The organism is Streptomyces sp. CNH189 (assembly GCF_000527195.1).
In genome coordinates this window covers 89562-113053 of record NZ_AZUS01000003.1, presented here as the reverse complement: position 1 = coordinate 113053, position 23492 = coordinate 89562, and the positions used below count along the sequence as shown (strand labels likewise).

21 protein-coding genes are annotated in these 23492 nt (G+C 73.3%); 13 read left to right on the top strand and 8 right to left on the bottom strand.

Annotated features, from left to right (window positions below; translation table 11 throughout):
- Positions 1-106: 106 nt before the first annotated feature.
- Positions 107-1267: an L-rhamnose isomerase gene (gene rhaI, locus B100_RS0105725; protein ID WP_024883483.1), complete on the bottom strand. Its 1161-nt coding sequence runs from the start codon at positions 1265-1267 to the stop codon at positions 107-109.
- 262 nt (positions 1268-1529) lie between these two features.
- Here rhaI and B100_RS0105720 point away from each other — a divergent pair, with 262 nt between their 5' ends.
- The 8 genes from B100_RS0105720 (at position 1530) to sigJ (ending at position 10685) form a co-directional block, all read left to right on the top strand.
- Positions 1530-3044, top strand: a complete 1515-nt coding sequence (locus B100_RS0105720) for a sugar ABC transporter ATP-binding protein (protein ID WP_024883482.1) — start codon at positions 1530-1532, stop codon at positions 3042-3044.
- A 124-nt stretch (positions 3045-3168) separates the two neighbouring features.
- Positions 3169-4209 carry an ABC transporter permease gene (locus B100_RS0105715; protein ID WP_024883481.1) on the top strand — a complete coding sequence of 347 codons (1041 nt, stop codon included), beginning with the start codon at positions 3169-3171 and terminating at the stop codon, positions 4207-4209.
- Complete coding sequence (locus tag B100_RS0105710) at positions 4202-5218, top strand: ABC transporter permease (protein ID WP_024883480.1); 1017 nt, start codon at positions 4202-4204, stop codon at positions 5216-5218. Before B100_RS0105715 ends, B100_RS0105710 begins: the two co-directional genes overlap by 8 nt.
- A 27-nt stretch (positions 5219-5245) precedes the next feature.
- A complete protein-coding gene (rhaS, locus tag B100_RS0105705) occupies positions 5246-6328 on the top strand; it encodes a rhamnose ABC transporter substrate-binding protein (RefSeq protein WP_024883479.1) in 1083 nt (360 codons plus the stop codon).
- A gap of 242 nt (positions 6329-6570) precedes the next feature.
- On the top strand, positions 6571-7590 hold the full coding sequence (locus B100_RS0105700; RefSeq protein WP_024883478.1) for a LacI family DNA-binding transcriptional regulator: 1020 nt from the start codon (positions 6571-6573) through the stop codon (positions 7588-7590).
- A gap of 100 nt (positions 7591-7690) precedes the next feature.
- Positions 7691-8992: an alpha/beta fold hydrolase gene (locus B100_RS0105695; protein WP_024883477.1), complete on the top strand. Its 1302-nt coding sequence runs from the start codon at positions 7691-7693 to the stop codon at positions 8990-8992.
- Positions 8993-9039: 47 nt separating this feature from the next.
- Complete coding sequence (locus B100_RS0105690) at positions 9040-9783, top strand: PIG-L deacetylase family protein (protein WP_024883476.1); 744 nt, start codon at positions 9040-9042, stop codon at positions 9781-9783.
- Positions 9780-10685 (top strand): RNA polymerase sigma factor SigJ, encoded by a 906-nt coding sequence (gene sigJ, locus B100_RS0105685; protein WP_037722462.1) that lies wholly within the window; start codon positions 9780-9782, stop codon positions 10683-10685. Before B100_RS0105690 ends, sigJ begins: the two co-directional genes overlap by 4 nt.
- A 49-nt stretch (positions 10686-10734) precedes the next feature.
- Here the strand turns inward: sigJ and B100_RS0105680 are convergent, their stop codons facing one another.
- Positions 10735-11523 carry a helix-turn-helix transcriptional regulator gene (locus B100_RS0105680; protein WP_024883474.1) on the bottom strand — a complete coding sequence of 263 codons (789 nt, stop codon included), beginning with the start codon at positions 11521-11523 and terminating at the stop codon, positions 10735-10737.
- A 138-nt stretch (positions 11524-11661) separates the two neighbouring features.
- Here B100_RS0105680 and B100_RS0105675 point away from each other — a divergent pair, with 138 nt between their 5' ends.
- Complete coding sequence (locus tag B100_RS0105675; RefSeq protein ID WP_051489935.1) at positions 11662-12090, top strand: hypothetical protein; 429 nt, start codon at positions 11662-11664, stop codon at positions 12088-12090.
- 23 nt (positions 12091-12113) lie between these two features.
- On the opposite strand, the gene B100_RS0105670 is transcribed toward B100_RS0105675, so the two are convergent.
- Entirely contained in the window at positions 12114-13634 is a 1521-nt protein-coding gene (locus B100_RS0105670) for a cytochrome P450 (RefSeq protein ID WP_024883472.1), read from the bottom strand.
- Between the two features lie 110 nt (positions 13635-13744).
- Between B100_RS0105670 and B100_RS0105665 the strand changes: the two genes are divergently transcribed.
- Positions 13745-14353 carry a TetR/AcrR family transcriptional regulator gene (locus B100_RS0105665; protein ID WP_024883471.1) on the top strand — a complete coding sequence of 203 codons (609 nt, stop codon included), beginning with the start codon at positions 13745-13747 and terminating at the stop codon, positions 14351-14353.
- An 86-nt stretch (positions 14354-14439) separates the two neighbouring features.
- Positions 14440-15168: a DUF2470 domain-containing protein gene (locus tag B100_RS0105660; protein ID WP_024883470.1), complete on the top strand. Its 729-nt coding sequence runs from the start codon at positions 14440-14442 to the stop codon at positions 15166-15168.
- Here the strand turns inward: B100_RS0105660 and B100_RS0105655 are convergent.
- From B100_RS0105655 to B100_RS0105645, 3 genes are all read right to left on the bottom strand, one after another.
- Positions 15136-16332: a lactonase family protein gene (locus tag B100_RS0105655; protein WP_024883469.1), complete on the bottom strand. Its 1197-nt coding sequence runs from the start codon at positions 16330-16332 to the stop codon at positions 15136-15138. The genes B100_RS0105660 and B100_RS0105655 overlap by 33 nt on opposite strands.
- A gap of 833 nt (positions 16333-17165) precedes the next feature.
- Complete coding sequence (locus B100_RS0105650) at positions 17166-18416, bottom strand: aromatic acid exporter family protein (protein ID WP_024883468.1); 1251 nt, start codon at positions 18414-18416, stop codon at positions 17166-17168.
- Positions 18417-18495: 79 nt separating this feature from the next.
- On the bottom strand, positions 18496-18984 hold the full coding sequence (locus B100_RS0105645) for an FBP domain-containing protein (RefSeq protein ID WP_024883467.1): 489 nt from the start codon (positions 18982-18984) through the stop codon (positions 18496-18498).
- A gap of 173 nt (positions 18985-19157) precedes the next feature.
- Here B100_RS0105645 and B100_RS0105640 point away from each other — a divergent pair, with 173 nt between their 5' ends.
- Together B100_RS0105640 and B100_RS0105635 are read left to right on the top strand one after the other, a co-directional pair.
- A complete protein-coding gene (locus tag B100_RS0105640; protein WP_024883466.1) occupies positions 19158-20156 on the top strand; it encodes an aminoglycoside phosphotransferase family protein in 999 nt (332 codons plus the stop codon).
- Between the two features lie 79 nt (positions 20157-20235).
- Positions 20236-21522, top strand: a complete 1287-nt coding sequence (locus B100_RS0105635; protein ID WP_024883465.1) for an ROK family transcriptional regulator — start codon at positions 20236-20238, stop codon at positions 21520-21522.
- A gap of 512 nt (positions 21523-22034) precedes the next feature.
- Here B100_RS0105635 and B100_RS0105630 read toward each other — a convergent pair.
- Together B100_RS0105630 and B100_RS0105625 are read right to left on the bottom strand one after the other, a co-directional pair.
- Positions 22035-22325, bottom strand: a complete 291-nt coding sequence (locus B100_RS0105630; RefSeq protein ID WP_024883464.1) for a hypothetical protein — start codon at positions 22323-22325, stop codon at positions 22035-22037.
- Positions 22326-22391: 66 nt separating this feature from the next.
- A complete protein-coding gene (locus B100_RS0105625) occupies positions 22392-23423 on the bottom strand; it encodes an SDR family oxidoreductase (RefSeq protein ID WP_024883463.1) in 1032 nt (343 codons plus the stop codon).
- Between the last annotated feature and the right edge of the window lie 69 nt (positions 23424-23492).

Below are 23492 nucleotides of genomic sequence, written 5' to 3'. Positions count from 1 at the left end.
CTTGAACAAAAGGGGGTGAGCAGAACACGTCTCCAAGGGCGCGGGGAACTGCGCGACCAGCCCCACGAACCCGCACCCGGCGACGAAACAGAAACCCGGCAGACGCCTACGCCCCCCAGCCCGCCTGCGCACCCCCCACCCGCTCGGCCACGATCCTCTCCGCCCACCCCGACCGCGCGTACGCCGCCATGGGATCGGCATCCAGCCCCATCTCCTCCCGCACCTCCCGGAGAAGCGGACGCACGTCCGTGTTGAACGCGTCCATCACCACGGCGTTTGCCCCCAGCACATCACCCGCCCGCTGAGCATCGGCCAACGCCGACCGGTCGACGAGCAACGCCTTGGCGGTGGCCTCCTGCACGTTCATGACGGACCGGATGATCGCGGGAATCTTCGATTCCACGTTGTGGCACTGATCCAGCATGAACGCCACGTCCGACGTGAACCCGCCCCCGCGCACCACCTCGTACATGATCCGGAACAGCTGGAACGGGTCGGCCGCGCCGACCATCAGGTCGTCGTCGGCGTAGAACCGCGAGTTGAAGTCGAACCCCCCGAGCTTCCCCTCCCGCAGCAGCGTCGCCACGATGAACTCGATGTTGGTGCCGGGCGCGTGATGCCCCGTGTCGACCACGACCTGTGCCTTCGGCCCCAGCTTCAGGCAGTGCGCGTACGCCGTCCCCCAGTCCGGCACATCCGTCGCGTAGAACGCCGGCTCGAACAACTTGTACTCCAGCAGCATCCGCTGGCCGTCGCCGAGCCGTCCGTACACCTCGGCGAGCGCCTCCGCCAGCCGGTCCTGCCGCGCCCGGATGTCGTCCTGCCCCGGGTAGTTGGTCCCGTCCGCGAACCACAGCTTGAGATCCTTGGAGCCGGTCGCGTCCATGATGTCGACGCATTCCAGGAGATGGTCCACGGCCTTCCTGCGCACCGCCGCGTCCGGGTGGCAGACGGAGCCCAGCCGGTAGTCGTCGTCCTGGAACGTGTTGGAGTTGACCGCGCCCAGCCGCAGCCCGCGGTCCTCGGCGTGCCGGGCCAGCGCCACGTAGTCGTCGACCCTGTCCCAGGGGATGTGCAGCGCCACGGTCGGCGCCACACCCGTGAACTCGTGCACCTTGGCCGCGTCGTCCAGCTTCTCCCGCGGATCACGCGGGACACCCTGCTGCGCGAACACCTTGAACCGGGTGCCCGAGTTCCCGTACGCCCACGACGGCGTCTCGACTGCCTGGGTCTTGAGGGCGGCTTTCACCGCGGCGCGCTCGGTCACGTCAGGGCTCCTGTGACATCGGGTCGTGACGACCACTTGATGAAACGATTCAGAACGTGAAGCTAGGTGCCCCCCGAAGGGGTGTCAACCCTCGCGGTCACGTCGATCCGCCACGACCTCGGTGCAACCGACAGCCGTCGAAAGTTTCTCGACCGGGACCCATTGACGTGACATGCGTGACGCGCCTACCGTCCCGGCAACCCAGTTGAAACCTTTCACGACGCCGTGAGGGCCGACCCGCCGGCGTCGTCGAGGAGCCCTCATGACCCACCCGTCCGACACGGGTCCGGCCCCGGTTCTCGCACTCAAGGGCATCTCCAAGTCCTTCGGCGCGGTCCGCGCGCTGCGGGACGTCTCCCTGGAGCTGTTCCCCGGGGAGGTGCACGCCCTGGCCGGTGAGAACGGAGCCGGCAAGTCGACCCTCATCAAGACGCTCGCCGGAGTGCACCGGCCGGACGCAGGCCAGGTGCTGCTCGACGGCAGGCCGGTCGTCTTCCATGGACCGGGCGACGCCCGCGACGCCGGCATCGCCGTCATCTACCAGGAACCGACGCTCTTCCCCGACCTGTCGGTCGCCGAGAACATCTTCATGGGGCGCCGGCCCCGCCGCGCGCTGCGCCGGATCGACCACAAGCGCACCCGCGACGCCACGGCCGCGCTGATGAAGCGGCTCGGCGTCGCACTCGATCCGGACCGTCCGGCCCGCGGACTGTCCATCGCCGACCAGCAGATCGTCGAGATCGCCAAGGCGCTCTCCTTCGACGCCCGCGTCCTGATCATGGACGAGCCCACCGCCGCCCTGACGCACAGCGAGGTCGCCCGTCTCTTCGGCGTCGTCCGCGCGCTGCGGGACCAGGGCGCCGCCGTCCTGTTCATCTCGCACCGCCTGGAGGAGATCTTCGAGATCTGCCGCCGCGTCACCACCCTGCGCGACGGCGCCTGGATCGCGAGCGAACCCCTCGACGGCATGACCGAGGACGACCTGGTCCGCCGCATGGTCGGCCGCGACCTGGCCGAGCTCTACCCCAAACAGGAGGTGACACCCGGCGAGGTGGCCCTCAGCGTGCGGCGGCTGACCCGCGAGGGGGTCTTCACCGACGTCTCCTTCGACGTACGGCGCGGCGAGATCGTAGGGCTCGCCGGACTCGTCGGCGCCGGACGCACCGAGGTGGCCCGCGCGGTGTTCGGCATCGACCGCCTGGACGCCGGGGAGGTGGAGGTCGACGGGCGGAAGCTCACCAACGGCGCCCCCTCCACCGCCATGGCCGCCGGACTCGCCCTGGTTCCCGAGGACCGGCGCGCCCAGGGCCTGGTGACGGACCTGTCCATCGAGCGCAACATCGGCCTCACCGGCCTCGGCACCACCGTGCGGGCCGGCCTGATGGACCGCGGCGCCGAGCGCAGCCGCTCCCTCGACTGGGCCGTCAAGCTGCGCGTCAAGTACGCCCGGATCGCCGACTCGGTGAACACCCTGTCCGGCGGCAACCAGCAGAAGGTCGTCCTCGCCAAGTGGCTCGCCACCCACCCGAAGGTGCTGATCGTCGACGAGCCCACGCGCGGCATCGACGTCGGCACCAAGGCCGAGGTGCACCGGCTGCTGTCACAGCTCGCCGCCGACGGCGTGGCCGTCCTGATGATCTCCTCCGACCTGCCCGAGATCCTCGGCATGGCCGACCGCGTGCTGGTGATGCACGAGGGCCGGCTCACCGCCGAGATTCCCCGCACCGACGCCACCGAGGAAACCGTGATGGCCGCAGCCACCGGGAGGGCCGCGTGAGGCGGGGGTACCGCCCACGCCCTTCAGGCAGTGGGGGAGCACGCGCGGCCACCGGCCCGCAGACGGACACGACGCCCGCACCTCCGCGCCGCACGGGCGGAGAAGCGAACGAAAGGGGCACGGCATGACGGTCACCGCTCCCGGCGAAGCACCCGTCGCCGAGGTGCCGAAGACCGGCGCCACCCGACTGGTCGACCGCGTGTTCAAGATGCGCGAACTGGCCATCCTGGCCGTTTTCCTGGTGATGATCGCCGTCACCCAGGCCGGCAACAGCGCGTTCCTGTCCGAGCAGGGCATCAAGGACCTGCTGCTGAACGCGACCATCCTGGTGCTGGTCGCCACCGGCCAGTCCCTGGTCGTCATCACCCGCAACGTCGACCTGTCCGTCGGCTCCACCCTCGGCATCAGCGCCTTCGCCGCCGGTCTCCACCTCCAGGGCGGCGGGAACCCGGTCGTCGCCGTCGCCCTCGCCGTCCTGCTCGGCATCGGCTTCGGTCTGCTCAACGGCCTGCTCGTCTCCCTCGGCCAGGTGCCCGCCCTCGTCGTCACCCTGGGCACGCTGTACATCGTCCGCGGCATCGACTCGATCTGGGTCGGCTCCCGCCAGATCACCGCCGCCGACCTCCCGGGCGGATTCGTCGACTTCGGTTCCGGCGGCCTCTCCGCCGTGCCGTACCTGGCGCTGATCGCCCTCGCGGTGCTGGTGGCGACCGCGTACTACCTGCGGCACTTCGGCGGTGGGCGCGAGCTGTACGCGCTCGGCTCCAACCCGGAGGCGGCCCGGCTCGCCGGCATCCCGGTGCGCAAGCGGATCCTCGCCGCGTACACGTTCTGCGGCGCCCTCGCCGGTCTGGCCGGCGCGCTGTACCTCGCCCGCTTCGGCAACGTCGACTCCGGAACCGGCACCGGCTACGAACTCACCGTCGTCAGCGCCGTCGTGGTCGGCGGCGTCGTCTTCACCGGCGGCTCGGGAAGCGTCTACGGAGCCGCCCTCGGCGCGCTGCTGCTGACCTCGATCAATAGCGTGCTGCCCGCCCTCGGCGTCAGCTCCGTGTGGGTGCTCGCCATCAACGGCGTGCTGCTCGTCCTCGCCATCGCGGTCGACCGGGTCGTCGCGCTGCGCGTGGCCTCCGCCCTGAAGAAGAGGAACGCCCGCCATGCCTGACTCCCTGACGCGCGCCGTCCGCTGGGACACGGTCGTCGGCGCCCTGCTCGTCGTCGTCCTGCTGCTGTCGTTCACCACCGTCGACGGCTTCGGCAACGCCCTCAACCTGTCGTTCCTCGTCGGCAACACCCTGCCGATCGCGCTGATCGCCCTGCCCATGACGCTGCTCGTGGTGTCCGGCGAGATCGACCTGTCCGTGGCGTCCACGGCGGGCCTGTCCGGCGCGGTGATGGGCGCCCTGTGGAACCAGGGCATGGCCATCGAGGCGATCATCCCGGTCTGCCTGCTCATCGGCGTGGTCTGCGGCCTGGTCAACGGCCTGCTGGTGACCCGCCTCGGGCTGCCCTCCCTGGCCGTCACCATCGGCACCCTCGCCGCCTACCGGGGCATCGCGCAGATCGTGCTCGGCTCCGACGCGGTCACCGACTTCCCGTCCGCCTACCTGGACTTCGCCGCCGGACGCATCGGTGACACCTTCGTCCCGTACGCCTTCCCGCCGTTCCTGGTGCTGCTCGCGATCGCCGTCGTCGCCCTGCACGCCACCCCGTTCGGCCGGACGCTGTTCGCGATCGGGGCCGGCGAGGAGGCCGCCCGGTTCGCCGGCGTCCGCGTCAGGCGGCAGAAGCTGATCCTGTTCACGGTGACCGGCCTGATGTCGGCCCTCACCGGCGTTTTCTGGGCGCTGCACTACGCCAGCGCCCGCTACGACAACGCCACCGGCCTCGAACTGTCCGTCGTCGCGGCCGTGCTGCTCGGCGGCATCGACTTCGACGGCGGCAAGGGCACCCTCGGCGGCGCGGTCGCCGGTGTGTTCCTGCTGGGGGCACTGCAGAACGTGATGAGCCTGAAGGACGTGTCCGCGCAGTCCCAGATCGTCGTGACCGGCGTGCTGCTGGTGCTGTCCGTCCTCGGCCCGCGCGTCGCCCGGCAGACGGCCGTCGCCCGGGCGGGACGGAGGGCGGCCACCGCACCCGATCCGGACCCCAGGACGCCCGCACCGACCTCCTGAACCGTCCTCTTCCTTAAGGAACCCACCATGCGCAAGGCATCCCTGAGCCGTACCTGCGCGGCGCTCGCCGCCGTCACCTCCCTCGCCCTGGCCGCCACCGCCTGCGGCGGCACCACCAAGGAGGACGTCAAGAACGAGGGCGGAGCGGCCGCCTCGGCCGGCAAGGCCGACCCGGACGCGGTCACCAAGAAGGGCATGACCGTCGGCTTCCTGCCCAAGCAGGTCAACAACCCCTACTTCACGAGCGCCGACAAGGGCGGCGAGAAGGCGGTGAAGGAACTCGGCTCCAGCTTCAAGGAGGTCGGCCCCACCAGCGCCACGGACACCGCCGGCCAGGTCTCCTACGTCAACACCCTCACCCAGCAGCAGGTCGACGCGATGGCCGTGTCCGCGCAGGACCCCGGCGCGCTGTGCACCGCGCTCAAGCAGGCCATGAAGAACGGCATCAAGGTCGTCACCTACGACTCCGACACCACCCCTGGCTGCCGCAACGCCTTCGTCTCCCAGGCGTCCGCCGAGGACCTCGGCCGCACCGAGGTGCAGCTGCTCGCCGAACAGATCGGCCACCAGGGCGAGATCGCGATCCTGTCCGCCGCGCAGACCGCGACCAACCAGAACACCTGGATCGAGTTCATGAAGGACGAGCTCAAGGACCCCAAGTACAAGGACATGAAGCTGGTCGAGGTCGCCTACGGCAACGACGACGCCCAGCAGTCCTTCCAGCAGACCCAGGGCCTGCTCCAGGAGTACCCGAACCTGAAGGGGATCATCTCCCCGACCACCGTCGGCATCAAGGCCGCCGCCCAGTACCTGTCCGGCTCCAAGTACAAGGGCAAGGTCAAGCTGACCGGCCTCGGCACCCCCAACGACATGCGCAAGTACGTCAAGAACGGCACCGTCGAGGCGTTCGAGCTGTGGGACCCGGCCAAGCTCGGCGAGCTGGCCGCCCGCACCGCGGTCGCGCTCGCGTCCGGCCAGATCACCGGCCAGGAGGGAGAGACGTTCACGGCCGGCGCGATGGGTGACTACACCATCGGCAAGGACGGCGTGATCAACCTCGGCAAGCCCACCGTCTTCAACGCCGGGAACATCGACGAGTTCGACTTCTGACCCCGGTCCGGCCCTGACGGAGAGGTGGTACCCCGTGCGACGCGTGTGTTTCCTGCTCAAGGTCCGCCAGGACCGCATCGACGAGTACCGCGCGCGATGACCCCGCTCACCGAGGTCTTCCACCCCCGCTGACGGGCACGTCCCCACTCCGCCCGTGACCGAAAAGGGGCGGCCGTGCGGGTAGTGTGATGGCCCGCCGCGCCGCCCCCCGGCCCCCTCGTTCCCCTGGAGGTTCCTGTCCGATGGCCCAGTCGGTGGGTATCAAGGACGTCGCCCGCGTCGCCGGAGTCTCCGTAGGCACCGTCTCCAACGTGATCAACCGCCCTGACACGGTCGCCGCCGAGACCCGGGCCCGGGTGCTGTCCGCCATCGACCGGCTCGGCTACGTGCGCAGCGAGTCCGCCCGCCAGCTGCGCGCCGGCCGCAGCCGCATCATGGGCCTGCTCGTCCTCGACATGGGCAACCCCTTCTTCGTCGACGTCGCCCGCGGCGCCGAGCGCGCCGCCCGCCAGGCCGGCCTCGGCGTCATGGTCTGCAACAGCGCCCAGAGCCCCGGCGAGGAGGCCGAGTACCTGTCGCTGTTCGCGGAGCAGCGGGTGCGGGGCGTGCTGCTCACCCCCGCCGACGCCACCGGCCGCAACATCGAGGCGTTCCGCCGGCACGGCATCCCGTTCGTACTGGTCGACCGGGTCGCCGAGGGCACCACCGAGTGCTCGGTCTCCGTGGACGACGTGGCGGGCGGCGCCCTGGCCGTACGGCACCTCGTCGACGCCGGGCACCGCTCTCTCGCCTACGTCAGCGGCCCGCCCGGACTGAACCAGGTCAGGGACCGCCGCACCGGCGCGCTGAACGCCCTCGCCGAGGCCGGGCTCGGCCCCGACAGCCTGCACGAACTGCCCACCGAACGGCTCGACGTCGCCGCCGGACGCGACGCGGGCGCCCGGCTCCTCGGCCTGTCCCGCCGCCCCACGGGCGTGTTCTGCGCCAACGACCTGCTCGCCCTCGGCGTGCTCCAGGCGATGTACGCGGCCGGCGTCCGCGTCCCCGACGACCTGGCGATCGTCGGCTACGACGACATCGAGTTCGCCGCCGCGGCGGCCGTACCGCTCACCTCGGTGCGCCAGCCCGCCGTCACCATGGGCGCGCTGGCGGCCGAACTCCTGCTGGAGGAGACCGAGGAGACGGACCCGCCGCACGAGCACCGCCGGGTCGTGCTCGCCCCGGAACTGGTGGTCCGGCGCTCCAGCCTGTCCGCCCGCTGACCGCCGCCCGGGAACATTTCATGATCCCGGGGTCGTTGGCCGCAGGAACATGTGCTGAACTGGGTCGCGGCCCGACAATCCGTTCGTCCCGGGAGTCCCGTTGACCGACACCTACCGCCAGCCCGGCGTGGTCCTCACCGACCGCCGGTTCACCGTGCCCCTCGATCACGCCGACCCCTCGGGGGAGACGATCGAGCTGTACGCGCGCGAGGTCGTCGCCAGTGACAAGGCCGGCCAGGACCTGCCCTGGCTGCTCTACCTCCAGGGCGGCCCCGGCTTCGGGGCGAACCGTTTCGTCGGCAAGCCGGCCTGGCTCGGCCGCGCCCTGGAGGAGTACCGGGTGCTGCTGCTGGACCAGCGCGGCACCGGCGCCTCCACCCCCGCCAACCGGCAGACGCTCCCGCTCCGCGGCGGCCCCGCCGAGCAGGCCGACTACCTCACGCACTTCCGATCCGACTCGATCGTGCGGGACTGCGAGGCCATCCGTCCCCAGGTGACCGGCGGCGCCCCGTGGACCGTGCTCGGCCAGAGCTTCGGCGGATTCTGCACCGTCACCTACCTCTCCCTGGCCCCCGAGGGCCTGCACACCGCCCTGATCACCGGCGGCCTGCCCTCCCTCGACGCGCACGCCGACGACGTCTACCGGGCCGCCTACCCGCGCATCGAGCGGAAGGTCGCCGCCCACTACGCCCGCTACCCGCAGGACGTCGAGCGCGCCCGCCGCATCGCCGACCACCTCCTCACCCACGACGTGGTCCTGCCGAACGGCTACCGGTTCACCGTCGAGGCGTTCCAGTCCTTCGGCCTGATGCTCGGCGGCGGCGACGGCAGCCACCGCCTGCACCACCTCCTGGAGGACGCGTTCGTCCCCACCCCGGGCGGTCCCGCGCTCTCCGACGCCTTCCAGGAGCAGGCGCAGGCGCTGCTGTCGTTCGCCGGACACCCGCTGTACGCGCTGGTGCACGAGGCGATCTACGCCCAGGACGCCCGCCCCACCGCCTGGTCCGCCGAACGCGTACGGTCCGAGTTCCCGCGGTTCGACGCGACCAAGGCGCTCGCCGGCGACGAGCCGCTGCTGTTCACCGGCGAGACCGTCCACCCGTGGATCTTCGACTGCGACCCGACGCTGCGCCCGCTGCGGGAGACCGCCGAACTGCTCGCCGCGCGCACCGACTGGACCCCGCTGTACGACCCGGCGCGCCTGGCCGCCAACGAGGTCCCGGTCGCGGCGGCCGTCTACCACGACGACATGTACGTCGACACCACGCACGCGCTGGCCACCGCCCGCGCGATCCGCGGGCTGCGCACCTGGGTCACCGACGAGTTCGACCACGACGGCGTCCGCACCGGAGGCCCCCGGGTCCTGGACCGGCTGCTCGCCCTCGCCCGCGACGAGGCCTGACCGCGCGCCCCCGTGCACTGTCGGTGCACGGGGTTAGTCTGCCGGTCATGACCGAGCCGACGATCAGTCAACTCCCGCCCCTGCCCGACGACTGGGGGCGCGCCCTGGCCGTGGTCGCCCATCCGGACGACCTGGAGTACGGGTGCGCGGCGGCGATCGCCGCCTGGACCGACGCGGGCCGCGAGGTCTCCTACGTCCTCGCGACCCGCGGCGAGGCGGGCATCGACACCCTGGAACCGGGTGCGTGCGGACCGCTCCGGGAGCGCGAGCAGCGGGCGAGCGCCGCCGTGGTGGGCGTCTCGGAGGTCGCCTTCCTCGACCACGCTGACGGCGTGATCGAGTACGGTCCGGCCCTGCGCCGGGACATCGCGGCGGCGATCCGCCGGTACCGGCCCGAGCTGGTGATCACCCTGAACCACCGGGACACCTGGGGCGGCACCGCCTGGAACACCCCGGACCACGTGGCCGTCGGCCGGGCCACGCTCGACGCGGCCGGGGACGCCGGCAACCGCTGGATCTTCCCCGAGCTGACCGAGCAGGGGCTCGAACCCTGGGACGGCGTGCGCTGGGTGGCGGTCGCCGGATCCAGCGAGCCCACCCACGCCGTGGACGCCACCGCGGGGCTGGAGCGGGCGGTGCGTTCCCTGCTGGAGCACCGCACCTACATCGAGGCGCTCACCGACGAGGACCCCGAGACGTACGCGCGCACGCTGCTGACCGGCTTCGCCGAGGAGACCGGGAAGCGGTTCGGGAACCGCCCCGCGGTCGCCTTCGAGCTGTTCCCCCGGTGACCGCCGTGGGGGGAGACGAGGAACGGCTCGCGCGGGACTTCGAGGACCACCGGGCCCACCTCAAGGCGGTCGCCTACCGCATGCTCGGCTCGGTCTCCGAGGCGGAGGACGCCGTGCAGGAGGCGTGGCTGCGGCTGAGCCGGGTGGAGCCCGGCGGGATCGACAACCTGGGCGGCTGGCTGACCACCGTGACCGGCAGGATCTGCCTGGACCTGCTGCGGTCGCGCACGGCGCGCCGGGAGCAGCCGATGGAGGACACCTTCGTCCCCGACCCGCTGCTCCGGCCGCTGTCCCGGGTCGACCCGGAGCAGGAGGCGCTGGAGGCCGACTCGGTGGGCATCGCCCTGCTGGTCGTGATGGAGACCCTCGACCCCGACGAGCGGCTGGCGTTCGTGCTGCACGACATGTTCGCCGTGCCCTTCGACGACATCGCCCCGGTGGTGGAGCGCGGCGCCGCCGCGACCCGGCAGCTCGCCAGCCGGGCCCGCCGCCGGGTCCGCGCAGCCACCCCGCCGGCCGATCCCGACGCCGGACGGCAGCGGCAGGCACTCGACGCCTTCCGCGCCGCGTCACGCACCGGCGACTTCGAGGCGCTGGTCGCGGTGCTGCACCCGGACGTGGTGCTGCGCGCGGACGCGGGCGCGCCGGCCCGGGGAGTGGCCGGCTCGAAGACGCTGCGGGGCGCGCGGCAGGTGGCCGAGTCGGCGATGCTGTTCGCCCGCTTCAACGCGCGGGCCCGCCCCGTCCTGGTCAACGGCGCCCCCGGCCTGGTCGGCGTGGCCGACGGCCGCATCAACTCGGTCATGTCCGTCACGGTCCGGGACGGCCGCATCACGGCCCTGTACATCCTGGCCGACCCGGACCGGCTGGAGGGGCTGGCCCTGCCACCCGAGGCCGACTGACCGGCTCGCGGCCGGCCCACCTCACGGAACCGGCCGGGGAGGGGCGGCGTCAGCCGGACAGTTTGCGGATGAGTGCCGCCGTGTCGCGGTCCGCGGGGAAGAACGTCTCGATGGCGATCTCGTCCAGTGTCACGTCGCGCGGTGAGCCGAAGACCGTCGTGGTGTACAGCAGGGCGAGTTCCCCGTGCTCGGATGCCAGGTGCAACGGGACCACCAGGTCGTTCGCCTCCCCGGCCGGGGCGGGCGGGTCCGTCCGCGGCGGGGCGGGGTAGCTCTCCAGCTCGGCGAGCAGCTCGGCCAGACCGGCGTCGGCCGTCCGCTCCAGCTGGCGGCGGACCCGGCGCAGCATGTGCGCGCGCCACTCCGCGAGGTTGAGGATGCGCCCGGCCATCCCGTCGGGCCGCAAAGTCGCCTTCAGTACGTTGAACGGCGGCTCCGACGGCTCCCGCCGCGCATCGCCGAGGAACAGTCCCATCGCGCGGTTCGCGGCCAGCAACTCCCAGCGCACGTTCACCGCGAGCGCCGGGTTCGGCTCGTGGCCCGCGAGCACCGCCTCCACGGCGGTACGTGCCGCGCCCAGATCGGCGAACGCGCGCTCGCCGTGCACCGGGGCGAACCCGGCCGCCAGATAGAGCGGGTTGCGCTCCCGCAGCGGCACGTCCAGCTCGTCGCACAGCCGCCGGATCATCTCCCGGCTCGGGTTAGCACGCCCGGTCTCGACGCAGCTCAGGTGCCGGGTGGACAGTTCGGCCGCGAGCGACACGTCCAGCTGGGAACGGCGGCGGCGCTCGCGCCACTGCCGCAGCTGCGTCCCGACCGGTGCGTTGGTCCTCGTCATGGCCCCCAGGCTGCCGCGTGGGGCGCCACGACGGCAATGACCTGGCAGGTCATCGACAGTCGGCCCGCGGGCTCGCACAGTCGGAGACCGGAGCGCGGTGCGCCGTACGGCACCGCGCCGGACGAAGGGACACCCGTCATGAGTGGAACCACAGCACCGGCGGCACGGCGGAACGAGGGCGCCGCCGACGTGTTCGAGCAACTGGAGCGGTACACGCTTTTCTGGAACACCGGCCCCGAGGGCGAACGGCACCGCCTGGCCTCGGTGGTCTTCACCGACACGGTCGAGTACCGCGCCGCCGTCGGCTTCCTGCGGGGGGCCGCTGCGCTCGCGGACTTCCGGGACCAGTTCGTGTCGCACCGGGGACCCGCCACGGTCCGCCGGCGCGAGCGGCCCGAGGTGCACCACGGCCGGGCCCGGCTGCGGTGGGAGATCCTGACCGGCGACGGCACGTCTTTCGCCACGGGGACCGACGTGATCGAGTTCGACGAGGACGGCCGCATCAGCGCCATCACCGCCTTCCTCGACCGCGCCCCCGAGGGCTTCGACCCGACGGCCCACCACTGACGCGGGGCGCCGTGCCGGCGGGCTCAGCCCGCGGTCCGGCGCTCCTCGCCCACCGGCGCCGCCCCCTCGCCCGCCGCCCTGCCCGGTGCGTCCGGGCGGGGCGCGCGGCGGCGGTCCGGACGCAGCCGCAGCCCCCGCGGCATGAAGGTGAGCCGTTCCGTCACGTGCAGGCGGTACCCGGGATCGGCGTGCAGGTCGTAGCGGCGCAGCAGCAGGCCCAGGACCAGCGTCGCCTCGTGCAGCGCGAACTGACGGCCGATGCACGCCCGCGCGCCCGTCCCGAAGGGCTTGTAGGTGTGCGGCGGCCGGGACCGTACCGCCCGCGGGTCGAAGCGGTCGGGGTCGAAGCGGTCGGCGTCCGCGCCCCACACCTCGGGGTCGCGGTGCAGCATCGGCGTCAGCACCAGCGTCCACGCGCCGCGCCGCATCGGATGCTCGTCGGCCAGCACCGTGTCCTCGGTCGCCTCGCGCGAGTAGGCCGGTGCCGTCGGCCACAGCCGCAGCGACTCGTCGAGGACGCGGCGGACGTGGCGGAGGCGAGCGACCTGTTCGTAGGCGGGCGTGTCCGTGGCGCCCCAGACGCGGTCCACCTCGGCGCGGGCGCGGTCCGCCACCTCGGGGTGGAGGGAAAGGTAGTGGAGGGCGAAGGACAGGGCGCCCGAGGTGGTCTCGTGACCGGCCACCAGGAAGGTGATGACCTGGCGGCGGACGTTCTCCGGTGACAGCTGCTCCCCGGTGTCCGGGTGGGCCGTCTCCAGCATGCGGTCCAGCAGATCGCCCTCGGCGTGGCCGTCCGCGCGCCGGCGGCGGACCACCTCGTCGACGATGTGCTCCAGCCGCGCGATGTCCGTCGCGTTGCGGCGGTTGGCCCGGCGCAGCAGCAGCGGGGCCAGCGGCGGGGGGACGTTGTTCAGCCGCTGGGCGTGGCCGAGGGTGCCGACCATCGCCGTGACGAACGGGTGCGGACGGGCCCGTTCGAAGGAGCCGAAGTCGTGCCCGAACCCGGTGCGCGCGATCGTCTCCAGCGTCAGCTTGGTCATGTCGCCGGGGACGTCCACCCAACGGCCGCCGGCCGCCGCGCGGTCCCAGTGCTCGGTCAGGCGCGCGGCCACGTCCAGCATCATGGGGTGGTAGGCGGCCATGGCCTCCCGGCTGAACCCGGGCGCCAGCACGTCGTGCGCCAACTGCCAGTTGGGCTCGTGGTTGTAGGCGGTGAACAGCCCGTCGCCCGCGACCGGCCGCAGATTGGCCACGCCGAGCCCCACATGTTTGGCGAACCGTGACTCGTCGGCCAGGTCGGCCACCAGCCGGGCGCCCCACGTGAACACGAACTCCCTGCCGAACGCGTTGCGCCGGAAGATCGGGCCCAGCCGGCGGGCGAGACGCACCGAGTCCTGCACGGGGGTGCTTCTGCTCGACCCGATGACGTCGCCCAGCAGCGGCAGCCGGTGCGGCGGGTGCGGTATGCGGCGCAGCGCGGGCCAGCCCTGCTCCGCGCTGCGGAACCCCTTCGGCAGTACGGCCCGTTCCGTCGTCTCCGCCATGGCGCGATCTCCTTCGATCCGGCGAGCGAGTGCGACGTGTTGCACGTGAGTTCAATAACGCGGCTCCAGTCTGGTCCGGCCGCCGGAGCGGCGTCAACTACAGTGCGGGAATGGCCGCGAAAGAGGGCGGGCGCACACGCCGTCGGCTCAGCACCGAGGAGCGTCGGGAGCAACTGCTCGCGGTGGGCGCACGGTTGTTCTCGGAGAGCCCCTACGACGAGGTGTGGATCGAGCAGGTCGCCGAGATCGCCGGAGTGTCGCGCGGGCTGCTCTACCACTACTTCCCGGCCAAACGGGACTTCTTCGCGGCCGTGGTGGAGCGCGAGAGCGAGCGGATGCTGCGCATGACGGCGGCGGTACCCGGCGTCCCGGTGCGCGAGCAGCTGACGGCGGGCCTCGACACCTACCTGGAGTACGTGGAGGCCCACGCGCACGGCTACCGGGCGTTCCACCGCGCCGACGCGGCGGGGGACCAGGCGGTGCGGCGGGTCTACCGGCGGGCGCTGGCCGCGCAGGAGCGGCAGATCCTCGCCGCGCTCGCCGCCGACCCCGAGTTCGGTCCGGTACTGGGCACCCGGCCGGACACCCGGCTCGCGGTGCGCGGCTGGCTGGCCTTCACCACGGCGGTCTGTCTGGAGTGGCTGCGCGGCTCGGAGTTGGGGCGCGAGCAGGTGCGTGCCCTGTGCGCACGCGCCCTGCTGGGCGTTCTCACATCCTGAAAGGTCCCGAGGAGATCACCGGGGGCGGTTGGCGCGCACCCTGATCTCCGATAGGTTAGGCAAGGCTTACCTAAGAGGAGGTTGGGATGGGTGACCACACGCACGCCTGGGCCGCCGCGCCCGGTGCGGCGGAGCGGGCCCGCTCGGTGCTCGCCGCCGCCTGGTCCTGCACGGTGACCGCGGAGGGCACCCGGGAGGAACTCGTCGGCGCGCACACCGTGACGGACGACGGGCGGGTGCTGCTGGACGTGGCCGAGGACAGCACGCTGCTCACGGCCGCTGTCTGCGCGCCACGCGGAGAGCCGTCCGCCGTACTGGAGTTCGCCGACGTCGCGCCCGTCCCCGTACGCGACCGCATCCGCGCCCGGGTCTGGCTGGCAGGATGGTTCGCCGTCCAGGGCGGCCGGCTCGCCTTCGAACCCACCCGTGTCGTGCTCCGCCGGCCGTCCGGCGCGCTGGTCGTCGGCCGCGACGAGTTCGCCACCGCCGCGCCCGACCCGCTGGCCGGCGCCGAGGCGCGGCTGCTGACCCACCTGGCGGACTGCCACGGCGACGCCGTCGAACGGCTGACCCGCCTGGTGGATTCGGCCGGCCTGCAGGGCGCGGTCCGGGTGCGGCCGCTCGCCGTCGACCGGCACGGCCTGACCCTGCGCGTCGAACGCCTGCGCACCGACGGCGACGTACGGCTGCCGTTCCACGCGCCCGCCGACGATGTCTCCCAGCTCACCGAACGCATGCACGTGCTGCTCACCCAGGCGAACGCCGCCTCCCGCCCCCGTGCGCTACAGCGGCAGCGCACAGACGGCGACGGGTGACGCGAACGGCTCACCGGCCGACCGCAGTTCGCCGCTGTCGGCGTCCACGTGGAACACGGTGACGTCGCCCGACTTCTGGTTCGCCGCGAACAGCAGCCCGCTGCCGGGGGAGAGGGCGATGTGCCGCGGGAAGTCACCGCCCACCGGCACGGTGTCCAGCAGCCGCAGCCGGGCCCCGTCCGCCTCGACGGCGTACCGGGTGAGGCTGTTGTGCCCCCGGTTGGCGAGGTAGGCGTACCGCCCGTCGCCGGTGACGACGAACTGCGCCGGGTAGCTGGTGCCGGACCCCGTCCCCGTCGGCTGTGCCTCGCCGATCCGCAGCCGCCCCGGACCGGGCTCGTACGCGCACACCGCCACCGTGTTGTCGAGCTCGTTGGCGAGGTAGGCGTACCGCCCCCCGGGATGGAAGGTCAGGTGGCGCGGTCCGGCGCCGGGCCGGGTGCTCGCCCGCGCCACCTCGGTCAGGGTGCCCGCCCGCTCGTCGAGGCGGTACGTGTACACCGTGTCGGTGCCCAGGTCCACGGCGAGTACGTGGCCCCCGTCCGGCGCGGTGATGAACTGGTGGGCGTGCGGGCCCTGTTGCCCCGGACCCGGGGCCGGCTCGGAGTGCGTGACCAGCGCCGTGCGCTCGCCCACCGCCCCCGACGCCTCGATGCGGTGCACCGCGACGGTGCCCGAGCCGTAGTCGGCGCTCAGCAGGTACCGGCCGCCCGGATGCACCGACAGATGGCAGGGGGACGAACCCCCGGTGCCGGCGCTGCCCAGGACCTTCCGGTCGGACAGCCTGACCGCGGTCACCGCGCCGTCCTCCTGCTCGTTCACCGCGTACAGCGTCCGGCCGTCCGGGTGTACGGCCAGGTACGACGGGTCGGCGACGTCACCGATCGCGCCCGCGCCGGTGATCCGTCCCGACGCCGGGTCGTAGACGGCCAGCCCGATGCCCTCGCCCCCTCCGTCGACCGAGGTGTACGTGCCCAGGTACAGCGGGCGCGGTCCCGTGGGCGTCCCGCTCGGCGACGGCGGGCCGGTCACCGTCGCCGGGGCGGAGGGGGTCGGCGCCCCGGACGGCGGGGGACCGTCGTCGCAGGCGGGCAGCGTCATTCCTGCGGCCGTCCCCGCGAACGCACCCACGAAGCGGCGCCTGCTCAAGTCGGCCCTGTTCATCACACGCACCTTCGGTCGTCTCCCGTCCCGCTCGCCACGGCCACCTTGACGTCGATCACCCACCGGACGCAAGGGCCACCCGCCGGCGTGGGCGGGTCGTGGCGTCCGACGCCGAAGCCGACCGCCCCGCCCCGGCACGGCGCCGCCCCGCCCCGGCACGGCGCCGCCCCGGCCGGGCACGGTGACGCCCCGGCCGGGCACGGCGCCGCCCCGGCCGGGCACGGTGACGTACGGGGTGCACGACGCCACCTGAGGTGCGCCTCCGACCCGCCGGGTGCGGGGACACCCGGTGGTGCAGGCGGGTTGCGGCGCCAGAAGCCGGTCCGGCCGCCCTGGCCGGGCATGGCGCAGCGCCGGGGTCCACGGCGCCGGACGGGGCGCCGTACGGGTGGGAGCAAGGGGCATTCGTTTGCGCGGCGGGGTCACGGCGCCTGGAACCGGAGCGGGCCGTGGCCCGGCAAGGTGCCGCCCCAGGTGTACGGCGCCCCGCGGAGGGCGCCGCAAGGGCCGGGAGCGAGGGGCACCCGGTCGTGCGGGCGGGTCGCGGCTTCTGATGCCGGCCGGGCGCCCTGGCCGGTCTGGCGCCGCACCGGGTGCACTCAAGCGGCGCCAACGGTCGGGTATGCCTCTCACTGGCGGGCCCAGGGGACACCCGGTCATGCTCCGGTCGCGGCGCCCGAAGCCGGAGCCGGGCATCCAGGCAGAGAGCGGCGTCCCCAGAGCGCGGCACCCGCGCCGGGGCATCGCGCCGGGTCGGGGGCGCGGCACGTGCCGGCCGGTCGGGTGTGCCTCTCACCGGCCGGGCACGGTGCCGCCCCGGCGGGGTGCCGAGCTCACCGCTGGCGTCCCGATGTCGCGCCGCGGTCCCGCCGCAGCCGGGCCGGGACGTGCATCCGGTCCCGCATCCGGGTCAGCCTGGGCAGCCGCTCGCGCTGCTCCCGCGAGTGCCGGTCCAGCTCCTCGAACAACCGTCGGGTGCGGTGCTCGGTGTTCATCTCGTCGAGGATGCGGTTGACTTCCGTCAGCAGGGCGCCGAGCAACTGCCAGCGCTGCGGGTCGCGCCCGGCCTCCGCGTACAGCAGTTCCGCCAGCTTGTCCCGGGTCCCGGCCGCCTGGCGCAGCTGCGAGGCGAGCCGCTCCTCCGCCGACTCGGCGTTGGCGCTCACGCTCGTGGTGACCAGCACGGCGAAGCTCACCACCGCGTCGGCGATCTCCGCCAGCAGCTGCTCGAAGACCGCCCCCGTCTCCTCCTCGAAGAGCCGTTCCGGCTCGCGCTCCTTGGCCAGGTCGGTCAGGGTGCGCGCCAGGACCCGCAGCACCACCGTGCAGATCTCCAGCGTGTCGAGACCGGTGCGCAGCACCACCCGGTGCAGCAGACCCTCGCGCACCCGCGGGTTGAGCCGCAGACTCTCCTCCGCCTGCCGCAGATCCGCGTCCACCTCGCTGATGTCGTGGTCCAGGCGACGCGCCTCGTGCAGCCGTGCCGCCGCGCGCGAGGCGGGCGGGCGGCCCGCCGCCTCCTCACCGATCCGCAGCATCAGCTGCCGCACCCGGCGCGCCAGCTCCTCGATCGACCGGCCGGCCTCCTCCACCCACACGGGCGGCGCGAACAGCAGGTTGAACGCCATCCCGACGATCGCGCCGATCAGCGTCTCGACGATCCGGGCCCAGGCGGTGTCCCCGTGGGTGGTCACCCCGAGGACGAGCATCGCGCTGATCGCCACCTCCTGCACGAACTCGCCCGCCCGCACCAGCTGGCCGACGAACAGCGCGGCGAGGATCAGCAGCCCGAGGCTCCACCAGGTCAGACCCACCAGCAGGCTGAAGAGGATCGCCAGCACCACGCCGGTCACCACCGAGTTCACCCGGCGCAGACCGGTGGTGAGGGTGGAGTACAGGGTGACCTGCACGACGAGCAGTGCCGTCAGCGGGGCGGTGAGCGGCGCGGCCTCCGGGCTCAGGCGGACCGCGATGATGTAGGCCAGGGTCGCCGCGGCCGCCGACCGCACCAACTGCACGGTCAGCGGGTCCCGGTGCTGTTTGATGAGCCGGGCGGCAGGCGTGATCATCTGGCGAACGTGCATCCTCGGACGGTTCCCCCTCCCGCCGTGTGACGAACGTGTTCCGGTGTGACGGCAGTCGCCCGGGGGACGGGCAAGGGGACTACAGCTTGCCGATGAAGGCGAGAAGGTTGCCCCTCGTGCGGTCGATCTGCTGCTCCAGGGTGAGGCTCTCCTCGAACCGCGCCCCGGTCTCCGGCACCTTCAGACCGCGCAGGTACAGGGAGCAGCCGAGGTCGGTGCACATGTAGGCGCCGACCGAGTTGCCCTCACGGCCCGCCGGACCCGCCTTGCGGGCGGTCATCAGCGACACCCCGCCCCGCGGATGGGTCGTCAGGCACAGGGAGCACATGCTGCGGTGCAGGAAGCCCCGCTGTGCCGGCTGGAAGCGCATGGCCACCCCGACGAGCCCGTCCTGCCGCTCGACGACCACATAGCTGCGGTCGGGCGCCCCCGGGTCGCGCCAGCCCAGGAAGTCCAGGTCGTCCCACGGACGCTCGGCCAGGTCACGGGGCACGTTCAGCCGCTTCGCCTCACCCTTCGAGCAGTTGATGAAGGAACCGCGGATGTCCTGCTCGGTGAGTGCTCTCATGGGTCGTCTCCTGTGCGACGGGGGTCAAGCATCGGGGAAACCTAGGAGGTCTAGGTTTCGGCGGCCAGCGTAGGGACCCGCCCCCCGCGCGAGCCACCGAATTTCCTCCTGGCACCGGGTCCGGGGGAGTTCCGTACGCTGTACCGCAGTCACCCAGGGGAGGGGAGCGCACGATGGGGGATTCACGGGACCGTGCCCGGCGGGTGCTCGCCCGCGCGGGGCTGCCGTCCGACGCGCCGGCCGGGGTGCGCCCGCTGGCCGGAGGCACCTACAACACCGTCGAGGAGATCACCCTCCGCGACGGTACCCGCTACGTGCTCAAGGTCCCGCCCCCACCCACCGCCCCCGGCCTGCGCCACGAGCGGCGCCTGCTGGTCGCGGAGGCCACGTTCTACGGAGGAGCGGCCGAGGCGCGGGTGCCCGCGCCCCGGGTCGTGTCCCTCGCCGCGGACGACGCCGTACCGCACCTGCTGATGACCGCCTGCCCGGGCGTGCCCTGGCCCGAGGCGGAACCCACCCCGGCGGAACGGACCGCGCTGCGCACCGAACTGGGCCGCCGGACGGCGCGGCTGCACCGGGTCACCGGCACCGCCTACGGCTACCCCTCGGGCGCGCTCGGCCCGCTCGCCCCCGACTGGCGTACCGCCTTCACCGCCATGACCGACGCCGTGCTCGCCGACGCCCGCGACCACGACCCCTGGCTGCCCCGCCCCGTCGACGAGGTGGCCGCCGTGCTGCGGGCCGCCGCTCCGGCGCTGGACGAGGTCACCGTGCCGGCGCTGGTCCACTTCGACCTGTGGCCCGGGAACATCCTGGTCGACCGGCCGGCGGACGGCCCGGCCCGGATCGGTGGTCTGATCGACGGGGAGCGGATGTTCTGGGGCGACCCGCTCGCCGACCTCGTCTCCCTGGCGCTGCTCGACGACATCCGGCGGGACGAGGCGTTCCTCGCCGGCTACGCGCGGGAGGGCGGCCGCCTGGTCTTCGACGACGGGGCCCGGCTCCGCCTCGCCCAGTACCGTGCCTACCTCGACCTGATCATGCTCACCGAGACGGTGCCGCGGGCCGTGGGCGCGGAGGCCGCGGGGCAGGTCCGGGAGCGGGTCGGCCCGCACCTGGAGGCCGTGCTGAAGGAGATCACCGAACTCACCACAGCCAACTTCACATCATGAACTAAGGCTGCGGGAAAGTCGCGCCGGGCGACTGTCCGGCGGTATGTTGCAGGTCGGGCAGGGTTTCGGAAGGAGCCACATGGCGGGGCGGAACGGGCGCACGGTGCGCGACCTCAGACGGGCCAACCGCGCGGCCGTGCTGCAGCGGCTCTACTTCGACGGCCCCCTCAGCCGGTTCGAACTCGGCCCCGCGACCGGACTCAGCTCCGGCTCCGTGAGCAACGTGGTCGCCGACCTGGTCGCCGACGGGCTCGTCGAGGAGGCCGGCAGCGTCGACTCCGACGGCGGCCGCCCCCGCACCCTGCTGCGGGTGGCCCCACTCAGCGGCCACATGATCGGCGTCGACGTCGGCGAGACCCGGGTCCGCGTCGAGCTGTTCGACCTGACCCTCACCGAGCTGGCCCGCGCCGAGCGCCCGCTGGAGCAGCAGCGGTACGAGGTCGAGGTCATCGTGGACCACATCCGCTCCGGCATCGACGAGGTGCTCGCCGCCGCGGACCTCGCCCCCGAGCGGCTCCTCGGCGTCGGCATCGGGGTCCCCGGGATCGTCGAGCACACGCCCGACCGGGGCGCCGTCGTGCACGGCCAGACCATCGGCTGGGACGCCGTCCCGCTGGAGTCCCTGCTCCGCGACGGCTCCCCGCTGCCCGAAAGCGTTCCCTACTTCACCGACAACGGCGCCAAGACGCTCGGCCAGGCCGAGATGTGGTTCGGCGCGGGACGGGGCGCGAGCAACGCCCTGGTCGTCCTGTTCGGCTCCGGCGTCGGCGCCTGCCTGGTCACCCCGCAGGTGGAACACGGCCGGGCCGTGGAATGGGGGCACCTGACCGTACGGGTCCGGGGCCGCCGCTGCCGCTGCGGCGCCCTGGGCTGCCTGGAGGCGTACGCGGGCGCCGAGTCGTTGCTCGCCCGCTGGCGCGAGGAGGGCGGGGTGCCGGAAGGTACGGACGAGGAGACGGCGCTCACCGGCATGCTCGCCGCCGCCTACCCGGCCGACGGGGCCGCCGCCGACCCCGTGGCCCTGTCGGTCCTCGAGGAGACCGCCGAGTACCTGGGCGCGGGCCTGTCCGACCTGATCAACCTCTTCCAGCCGGAACGCATCCTCATGGGCGGCTGGGCCGGCCTGCAGCTCGGCTCCCGCTTCCTGCCCGCCGTGCGCCGGCACGCCCTGTCGTACGCGCTGCGCCACCCGGCGCAGAAGGTGACGATCGAACTGGGCCGGCTCGGCCCGGACGCCGTCACCGTGGGCGCCGCGATCCTGCCCCTCGCCGACTTCTTCGACCGAGGCGGCCGCCGCCCCGCCCCCGACCCGACGGTGCCGGCCCCCGCCTGGCACACAGCCCTCCAGGAACGCCTCCCCCGCTGAAACGCGGGGCTCTTGCGGCAACGCACCCCGTGCCGGTCAGGAATGTCCGCTCGCGTCTTGCGCGGGGTGGAGCGCTGGGAGGCATGTTCCGCGCCGGGGTGTCCCACTCGCGCCCACGCTGAGCCGGTTCCCGTCCGGAGACGCGTCCCGAGCCGGGCCGAGGACAGGAATCCGTTCGGCGCCGGGCCGGAGGCTGTGGCGTCGCGTCGCGCGCCGCCCCGCGGGCCCTGGGAGAGCGCCCCGAGCGAGCGGGGAGCGTGTTCAGCGCCTGGCAACCGGCCCGGTGACACGTCCCGCGCCGAGCCGGCGCTTCTACGGCGACGCGTCCCAGGCGGGTGGAGTGCTCGGGAGCGTGTTCTGAGCCGACGTGGTCGGTGCCACAGCGCACAGCGCACATCCACGCGGAGGGTGAGCCGCACCGCGTCGCGTGCCGGGGCGGTGGGCCCCGCAATCGACTCCGCCCCAGGGCCACGCCCCTCGCGCGGAGGCGCCCCCGGCCCCCCGGGACCGGGTCAGCCCGTGGACTCGTCCGGGACCGGGTGTTCCGGGTAGGACGCCGCCGAATGGGGGGCACCCTGGCGGCCGGTGCCCGCCTCGTCCGTGTCGGGGACGTCCTCGCCGTCCTCGCCGTCGTCGTCGGGCTTGCGCCCCTTCGCCTTCTCGGCCTTGCGCTCGCTCTCCCGCTCCGCGGCGGCCGGCGCGACCTCCCAGGGGTCCTCGTCGGGGCCGGCCTGCTGGTCGGGCAGATCCCGGGGGACACCGACGCCGTTCTCACCGGGTCCCTCGAGGCGGTGGTCGGTCACGACCCTCTCCCTTCATCCGTACGGCCCTCGCGGGTACCTCCGTGAGGGCGCGCGAAACCGCGCCGCTCAGCCCACCGCGCGGCCCCGCATCGGCGCCGTCCGCTCTCCCGCGCCCTGCCGCATGCCCGACAGGAACTCCTCCACCACCTCCGTCGCGGTGCGCGTCGGCCGCCAGCCGAGCTCCACCCGCGCCCGGGTGCAGTCCATCAGCGGCAGCCGCAGCACCGCGTCGAACAGGTGCGGGGAGGCGGGCAGCAGCCGCAGCCCCCAGGCCGCGGCGACCGCCGACCGGGCCGCGGAGCGCGGCAGCCGCACCCGGCGGGTGCCGAACATCTCACCCAGCAGCTCCACGTCGACCGTCGGCTCCGCCGCCAGGTTGAACGGCCCGCGCGCGTCCGCGGACAGCACGGCCAGCCGGTACGCCTGCGCCGCGTCGTCGGTGTGCATCACCTGCATCCGCAGCCCCGGGATGTCCGGCAGGAACGGCAGCAGGTCCGGCCGGGCCAGCTGCCCCGGCAGATAGCGGCCGCCGAAGATGCGCCGCTGCTCGCTCGCCGACTCCCGCTTGAACAGGAACGCCGGCCGCATCCGCACCACCCGCAGCGCGGGGTGGTCGCGCTCCACGATGTCCAGGGCCCGCTCCAGATACGCCTTCTCCCGGCAGTACGCGGCGTCGGGCCAGCCGTGCGTCGGCCACGACTCTTCGACCGCGTGGTCCTTCGGGCCGGGGGAGTACGCCCCCACCGACGACGCGTGCACCAGCGCCGGCACCTCGGCCCGGGCCACCGCGTCGAACACCCGCATGCTGCCGAGGACGTTGCTGCGCCAGGTGGTCGCGGGATCGTGCGTGGGCTGGAACGCCCAGGCCAGATGGACGACCGCGTCGGCCCCCGCGAACTCCTGGACCAGGTCGAACCGGTCCGAGGCCAGGTCCACCGCCGACCACTCGGTCTTCGGCGGTGACCAGTCGGGGATCCGCCGGGCCAGGCCCCGGACGGAGCCGACCTCCGGTTCCTCGGCGAGGGCCCGCACCACGCCGGTCCCCACATTGCCGGTGGCGCCCGTGACGACGACCCTGATGCCTGCTGCGCTGCTCACCTTCCGCTCCCTCCGGCCGGAACGCTCCGCGGAGGCCTCCGGGTACCCGGGAGAGGAAAAGGGAAAGCC

Excerpts from the sequence above, each read along its gene's own strand:
- B100_RS0105720 (WP_024883482.1), top strand. The coding sequence starts at position 1,530 with ATGACCCACCCGTCCGACACGGGTCCGGCCCCGGTTCTCGCACTCAAG.
- B100_RS0105715 (WP_024883481.1), top strand. The coding sequence starts at position 3,169 with ATGACGGTCACCGCTCCCGGCGAAGCACCCGTCGCCGAGGTGCCGAAG.
- B100_RS0105710 (WP_024883480.1), top strand. The coding sequence starts at position 4,202 with ATGCCTGACTCCCTGACGCGCGCCGTCCGCTGGGACACGGTCGTCGGC.
- rhaS (WP_024883479.1), top strand. The coding sequence starts at position 5,246 with ATGCGCAAGGCATCCCTGAGCCGTACCTGCGCGGCGCTCGCCGCCGTC.
- B100_RS0105700 (WP_024883478.1), top strand. The coding sequence starts at position 6,571 with ATGGCCCAGTCGGTGGGTATCAAGGACGTCGCCCGCGTCGCCGGAGTC.
- B100_RS0105690 (WP_024883476.1), top strand. The coding sequence starts at position 9,040 with ATGACCGAGCCGACGATCAGTCAACTCCCGCCCCTGCCCGACGACTGG.
- B100_RS0105680 (WP_024883474.1), bottom strand. The coding sequence starts at position 11,523 with ATGACGAGGACCAACGCACCGGTCGGGACGCAGCTGCGGCAGTGGCGC.
- B100_RS0105675 (WP_051489935.1), top strand. The coding sequence starts at position 11,662 with ATGAGTGGAACCACAGCACCGGCGGCACGGCGGAACGAGGGCGCCGCC.
- B100_RS0105670 (WP_024883472.1), bottom strand. The coding sequence starts at position 13,634 with ATGGCGGAGACGACGGAACGGGCCGTACTGCCGAAGGGGTTCCGCAGC.
- B100_RS0105665 (WP_024883471.1), top strand. The coding sequence starts at position 13,745 with ATGGCCGCGAAAGAGGGCGGGCGCACACGCCGTCGGCTCAGCACCGAG.
- B100_RS0105660 (WP_024883470.1), top strand. The coding sequence starts at position 14,440 with ATGGGTGACCACACGCACGCCTGGGCCGCCGCGCCCGGTGCGGCGGAG.
- B100_RS0105655 (WP_024883469.1), bottom strand. The coding sequence starts at position 16,332 with ATGAACAGGGCCGACTTGAGCAGGCGCCGCTTCGTGGGTGCGTTCGCG.
- B100_RS0105650 (WP_024883468.1), bottom strand. The coding sequence starts at position 18,416 with ATGCACGTTCGCCAGATGATCACGCCTGCCGCCCGGCTCATCAAACAG.
- B100_RS0105645 (WP_024883467.1), bottom strand. The coding sequence starts at position 18,984 with ATGAGAGCACTCACCGAGCAGGACATCCGCGGTTCCTTCATCAACTGC.
- B100_RS0105640 (WP_024883466.1), top strand. The coding sequence starts at position 19,158 with ATGGGGGATTCACGGGACCGTGCCCGGCGGGTGCTCGCCCGCGCGGGG.
- B100_RS0105635 (WP_024883465.1), top strand. The coding sequence starts at position 20,236 with ATGGCGGGGCGGAACGGGCGCACGGTGCGCGACCTCAGACGGGCCAAC.